Source organism: Allobacillus sp. SKP2-8, from assembly GCF_007559355.1.
In the GTDB taxonomy this organism is placed as follows: domain Bacteria; phylum Bacillota; class Bacilli; order Bacillales; family Alkalibacillaceae; genus Allobacillus; species Allobacillus halotolerans.
Genome location: NZ_VMHF01000022.1, coordinates 1 through 6,010 on the forward strand (window position 1 = coordinate 1; position 6,010 = coordinate 6,010).

General features: G+C 39.4%; 5 protein-coding genes. 2 read left to right on the top strand and 3 right to left on the bottom strand.

Going from position 1 to position 6,010, the window contains the following annotated elements; translation table 11 throughout:
- Window positions 1–207 precede the first annotated feature (207 nt).
- Window positions 208–471 carry a NifU N-terminal domain-containing protein gene (locus FPQ10_RS11795; RefSeq protein WP_144163696.1) on the top strand — a complete coding sequence of 88 codons (264 nt, stop codon included), beginning with the start codon at window positions 208–210 and terminating at the stop codon, window positions 469–471.
- A 121-nt stretch (window positions 472–592) separates the two neighbouring features.
- On the opposite strand, the gene FPQ10_RS11800 is transcribed toward FPQ10_RS11795, so the two are convergent.
- Together FPQ10_RS11800 and FPQ10_RS11805 are read right to left on the bottom strand one after the other, a co-directional pair.
- On the bottom strand, window positions 593–1,471 hold the full coding sequence (locus FPQ10_RS11800; RefSeq protein WP_144163697.1) for a BsuPI-related putative proteinase inhibitor: 879 nt from the start codon (window positions 1,469–1,471) through the stop codon (window positions 593–595).
- A gap of 61 nt (window positions 1,472–1,532) precedes the next feature.
- Window positions 1,533–2,381 carry a YitT family protein gene (locus FPQ10_RS11805; protein ID WP_144163698.1) on the bottom strand — a complete coding sequence of 283 codons (849 nt, stop codon included), beginning with the start codon at window positions 2,379–2,381 and terminating at the stop codon, window positions 1,533–1,535.
- A 96-nt stretch (window positions 2,382–2,477) separates the two neighbouring features.
- Here FPQ10_RS11805 and FPQ10_RS11810 point away from each other — a divergent pair, with 96 nt between their 5' ends.
- Window positions 2,478–3,338: a DegV family protein gene (locus FPQ10_RS11810; RefSeq protein WP_144163699.1), complete on the top strand. Its 861-nt coding sequence runs from the start codon at window positions 2,478–2,480 to the stop codon at window positions 3,336–3,338.
- 133 nt (window positions 3,339–3,471) lie between these two features.
- On the opposite strand, the gene FPQ10_RS11815 is transcribed toward FPQ10_RS11810, so the two are convergent.
- Window positions 3,472–5,616, bottom strand: a complete 2,145-nt coding sequence (locus FPQ10_RS11815; protein WP_144163700.1) for a copper-translocating P-type ATPase — start codon at window positions 5,614–5,616, stop codon at window positions 3,472–3,474.
- Window positions 5,617–6,010 lie beyond the last annotated feature (394 nt).

The window sequence follows — 6,010 nt, forward strand, 5'->3', positions numbered from 1 at the left end:
CCAAGGAGGGCTATTTTTGTGTAATCCCGTATAAGCTTATTTTTAGCTAAATTCTTTTATTACAGGAATGCTCCTTTACTACGTCGTTATAGCATTTTAGAAAGGTTTCAACCTTGAAATAGAGCTTGTCCCTATATAAATATAAAACTTTTGTCAAAGACAGATTCGTGCTAATATGGATAGAGAGATTATTAGGAGGTAGTTAAAATGGCTGTAATCGTTGAATCCACACCGAATCCAAACGCAATGAAGTTCACCGTCGACAAAATGATTTTTGAAGGTGACGATAGTATCTCAGTAATGCCGGGTGAGACGAGTGAATATGATATCATGAATGATTTGATGCATCTATCTGGTGTTGATAATGTGTTTGGTTATCAAAATTTCATTACGATCAACAAACGCATTGATGCTGAGTGGGATGAACTCGTAAAGGAAGTAGAACGCGTTATTGAAAATTATGGTTATTAAGTCGTTTTCGTTGATCTGTATATGTACTAATCAACCAAACTTAAGCTTAATTTAAATACAAAATCTATTATTTGTAACATAAGTGAGCTGGCAACGGGATCATCCGTTGCCAGCTTTTTCGTTAGTTATTGAAGTTTTCTAATAAAATCGAATGATACTGCTTCTCCCCTGCCTGCTCCCATGAAAACACGAGCGTCAGCACGCCTGCATTTGGTAGATTTTCTTTCTCTATTTCTGTAGCAATCTCAAATGACTTCCATTTTTCACTACCATGAAGCTCGATGTTTTTCTTTTCTACCAATATATAGTGTCCATCCTCAACGGAGTAAGTGATATCCGAATTTAGGCTCGTTTCTCCTGTAATCGTATATTCTCCTTGTTCACCTTGAACGACGATGTTTCGAATATTTTCATGTTCCGTTCGATTCTGTTCTGCTGATTCAGATGCATCCTTCTCTTGATTATCCTTTGATTCATCTTCTTCCTTGTCTTGTGCTTCCTCTTCAGGTGACTCAGGTATGGTGACAGAGAGCTTTTGCACAAAAGCATCCGGTACAACCTTCTCCCCATTTACTGTTTGTGCGGTAAGTGATACCGTTGCTTCATATTCATTTGATTCAACGCGTTTCCCACCAGACATATAGTCCCATCCTTGTTCAAAGGATAATGCATCACCAGCAGCAATCTCTTCCTCAATGATCGCTTCGGTAAACATTCTGTCTTCTGAAAACATATATACCTTATCACCATCGGAATCTTTAACAACAATCTCATATTGCTGTCCAGAAGAGAAGGTTAGTTGAACAGGCTTTTCGGAATCATTGCTAAGATTCATTGTAAATACACCGACATCGTCTTTCGCTGTATGTTCCACCTCAAAGGAAAGTGAATCCACCTCAGACTCTCCTTGATCGTTACCATTTGAATTACCATTCTCGCCAGACACACCACATGAAACCAATACCAACGAAAACATCCATAAAAGAACAACTTTTTTCACAACAACACCTCATTGGATTCATTTATAGGATTAGTCGGCGATGGCTATTATAAAGTTACAGTTAATCTTCGTCCTTCCGGAAAAAGCCAAACACTCCTGTCGTTTGGACGATATTTACAAAGGCGTTTGGGTCTGTATCTTTTACAATCTGTTCGAGATCATACAGTTCATAACGTGTGATCACCATAAACAGCATTTCACGGTCTTCTCCTGTGAAAGCGCCTTTTGCTGGAATGCGGGTAATTCCTCGAACCATTCGCGAATGAATCGATTTAGTCAATGAATCTCCTTTTGTACTTACAATCATAGCCGTCAACTTATTATGACGCGTATGAAGTGCATCAATTACACGAGTCGTTACATACAATGTCACCAAAGTAAATAACGCTTTTTCTGGATCATATAACCAACCGGCGAAAAAGATAATCATTGCATTCATAACTAGAAAATAAATACCTATTGGACGATCTTTAATACGGGATAAAATCATCGCAATGATGTCCATCCCACCTGTAGATGCACCCCACTTGAGACTAATTCCAACACCGATTCCGGATAACAAACCACCAAAGACTGCATTTAATAAAATTTCTTCAGAAAACTTAACAAATGGAATTGTTTCCAAGAAAATTGTTGTAAAAGCTACAGAGATAATGCTGTAGATGGTAAATCCTTTACCAACTTTAAACCAACCTAAAATAATGACTGGTATATTCAACAACGCCAGTAAAACCCCTGTACTAATATTGACACCCATAAAATCTTGCGCGAAACTCGCTGATAATTGGGCAATCCCTGTAAAGCCACTGGCGTATACGTTTGCCTGGATTAAGAAGAAATTTAGAGCCATTGCATTTAATAATGCACCTAGAATAACGATGATAAATCGCTTTGCTTCAAAGAAAAACATGCGGGACCTCCCTTTCATAATGACATTGACGTTTTTTCATTAGACCATTAAACTAAAGTATAATAGCAATAGAATGAAATTTCTAGGAGGAAACCTATGAACGTTCAAGTTGTCATTGACTCAGCGGCAGACTTACCAAAAAAATATTACGAAGAATTAGCTTTAGAAGTAGTACCTTTGGCTGTCCACTTAAATGGTGAAGAGTTTATCGATAATGTAACCATCGATCCAAAAACCATTTATGACGCCATGCGTGAAGGAGCAGCACCTAAAACTTCTCAAGTTACACCTGAAGCATTTTACGAGGTATTCAAAAAATACACAGAGAAAAAAATACCTATCGTTTATATCGGCTTCTCCTCTGGATTATCTGGTACATATCAAAGTGCAGTCATCGCAAAGCAACAGATTGACGAAGAATTCCCAGATAATGAGATTTATCTGATTGATACGCTCGCTGCTTCAATGGGATACGGCTTGATCGCTTACCATGTTGCCATGGCAGCCAAAGATGGAGCAACTGTTCAAGACTTACTCGACCTAGCCAACTTTTATATTAAACATATGGAGCATATCTTTACGGTTGATAAGTTGGAATACTTACAACGTGGCGGCCGAGTCAGTAAAACCCAAGCTTTCGTTGGTGGACTACTCAATATTAAGCCTCTTCTCCACGTAGAAGATGGAAAGCTCGTTCCGCTTGAAAAAATTCGCGGTTCCAAGCGAGTTTTAAGCCGTATGGTTGAAGTAGCAAAAGAACGTGGACAAGATTTTGAAAATCAAACATTGTCAATTACACATGGAGACGATTTAGAAACGGCAGAAAAACTAGCCGACTTACTACGTCAAGAACTGAATCCAAAAGATATCATTATCACCGACGTCGGTGCAGTAATCGGTGCTCATTCAGGTCCAGGAACGATTGCGTTATTTTTCTTGAATGAAACTCGAAATTAGTAATTACTGTACTATTCTCATAAAAGTAAATTTACATTTTCAAAATAAAAAAACTGAAATTCGATCAAACTTATTGAATTTCAGTTTTTTTGTATGGTTCCTTATTGTAAGCTTTTATGGCAAACTTTTTTCATCATTCCATCTCAAACCGATGCAGTAATTGTGCGTTGATGGCCACGATGATTGTACTCAAACTCATCAAAATGGCACCGACAGCTGGACTTAAAATGATTCCCCAAGGAGCTAAAACACCTGCTGCCAAAGGAATGGCAAAAATGTTATACCCAGTTGCCCATATCAAGTTTTGGACCAATTTATTAAAGGTTCGTTTAGAAAGACTGAATATCGCCAATATATCTTTTGGATTACTGTCGACAAGTACAATATCCGCGCTATCCATCGCAATATCAGTACCTGCACCTACTGCTATACCGACGTCTGCTTTCGTCAGTGCAGGTGCATCGTTAATGCCATCCCCAGTCATAGCGACAACCAAACCACGTTGCTGGATCTCTTCAACTTTTTCAGCTTTTTGGTCTGGTAATACTTCCGCATAAACTTCATCGATGCCAATTTCTTTTGCAACATAATTGGCTACCTTTTGATGATCTCCTGTAAGCATAATCGCTTTAATATTTCTTTTGTGTAATTCTTTGATAGTCTCTTTAGAACTTTCTTTCACTTGGTCTGCTAGTGCGATGGCACCTTTTAGTTCATCATTAACAATTAGAAATACAACTGTTTTTCCTTGTTCAGACCATTTGTTAAAGTTCTGATCATCGAAATTAAAGCCTTGTTTCATAACATGACCTGGACTTACAACTTTCACATTTTTGTTGTCGATCATCCCTTCAATACCGACACCTGTAATCGAGTTGAAATCGGTCATTTCGTGAAGTGAAAGCTTCCGATCGTTCGCTTCATTGATAATGCCTGTAGCAATCGGATGTTCGGAATCATTTTCGATTGTTGCCGCATAACTCAGTATTTCATCTTCCTTCATATCACTATAGGACTGAACATCGGTTACCCCGAACTTCCCTTCTGTTAACGTTCCTGTCTTGTCAAAGATTACAGCATCAATATTTCTTGCCTGCTCAAACTGAGGTCTGTTTCTGATCAACAATCCATGTTTAGCTGATAAAGCTGTAGAGACTGCAACAACGAGTGGTGCTGCCAACCCTAAAGCATGTGGACAGGTGATGACCATTACTGTTACCGTTCTCTGAATTGCAGTATCAATATCCGCACCGATGCTGATCCAAATGATGAATGTGATGATTCCAGCAGCTAAGGCAATATAGAATAACCACTTGGCCGCCCTGTTTGTGATATCCTGTGTTTTCGATTTTGTTTCTTGCGATTCTTTGACCATTTCGATGACCTGGTTCAAATAAGATTCGTCCATTAATTTTTCTACTTTTATTGTAAGAGAACCTTCTCTATTAATTGAACCACCTATCACTTCATCATCAACCGTTTTTTCCGTAGGGACCGATTCACCTGTCAGCATTGACTCATCTACTTGAGAAGTGCCTTTTACAATCGTCCCATCCAGAGGCATCTTCTCACCCGGTTTGACGAGTAATAAGTCTCCTGACTGAATCTCGTCAATTTTTACTTCTTCAATTTCATCGCTATCTTCTTTGATTCGATTGGCCGTGTTTGGCATGAGTGAAGCCAACGACTCCAATGCCTTTGATGCATTGTTGATTGATCGCATTTCAATCCAATGGCCAAGAAGCATAATGAGAACCAATGTCGCCAATTCCCAAAAAATTTGTTCGCCATTAAATCCGAATACAACTGCTATACTGTAGAAGAATGCAATCGATATTGCTGTCCCGATCAATGTCATCATACCAGGTTCTTTTGCTTTTAGTTCATCGACAGCTCCTTTAAGAAAAGGCCAACCACCGTAGAAATAAACAAAAGTTGATAATACAGCTACAATGTAAAGGTCACCTGGAAAACGCCAATCGACTCCCATGAAACTTTGAATCATCGGAGATAAAAGCATGATTGGAATCGTTACGACGAGTATAATGAAAAACTTGTTGCGAAATTCTATAATCATATCCCCATGGTCATGGCCTTCGTGGCCTCCGTGATCCCCGTGACCTCCATGTGAGCCATGATCTCCATGGCCTCCGTGTGATCCATGGTCTTCGTGACCTCCGTGTGATCCATGGTCTTCGTTTTTATGAGAATCATGGTGACTTGAATGATGGTGATTCTTATGTGACTGATGATCGCTACCGTTATGATGATTGCTCACTTTTTTACCCCCCCTAGAGTATATTCCACTTGTAGTATACCCTATATAGGTATGTTGAAACAAAATATTTTAGTGAAACAATACTTTTAATAAGTGGTGAGCGAAATTTGAGTCTACTGATTGTCCAAAAAATCCTCGAGTGCCCTATTGCCAGGTCTTATACCCCTGAATGGACGAAGTAAGTTGTCGGAGAGTCCTATAGAGGGGCCCTATACCCCTGAACGGATGAAGTAAGTTGCCGGAAAGCCCTATAGAGGGGCCCTATACCCCTGAACGGATGAAGTAAGTTGCCGGAAAGTCCTATAGAGGGGCTCTATACCCCTGAACGGATGAAGTAAGCTGTCGGAAAGTCTTATAGAGAGGCTCTATACCACCGAACGGATGAAGTAAGCTG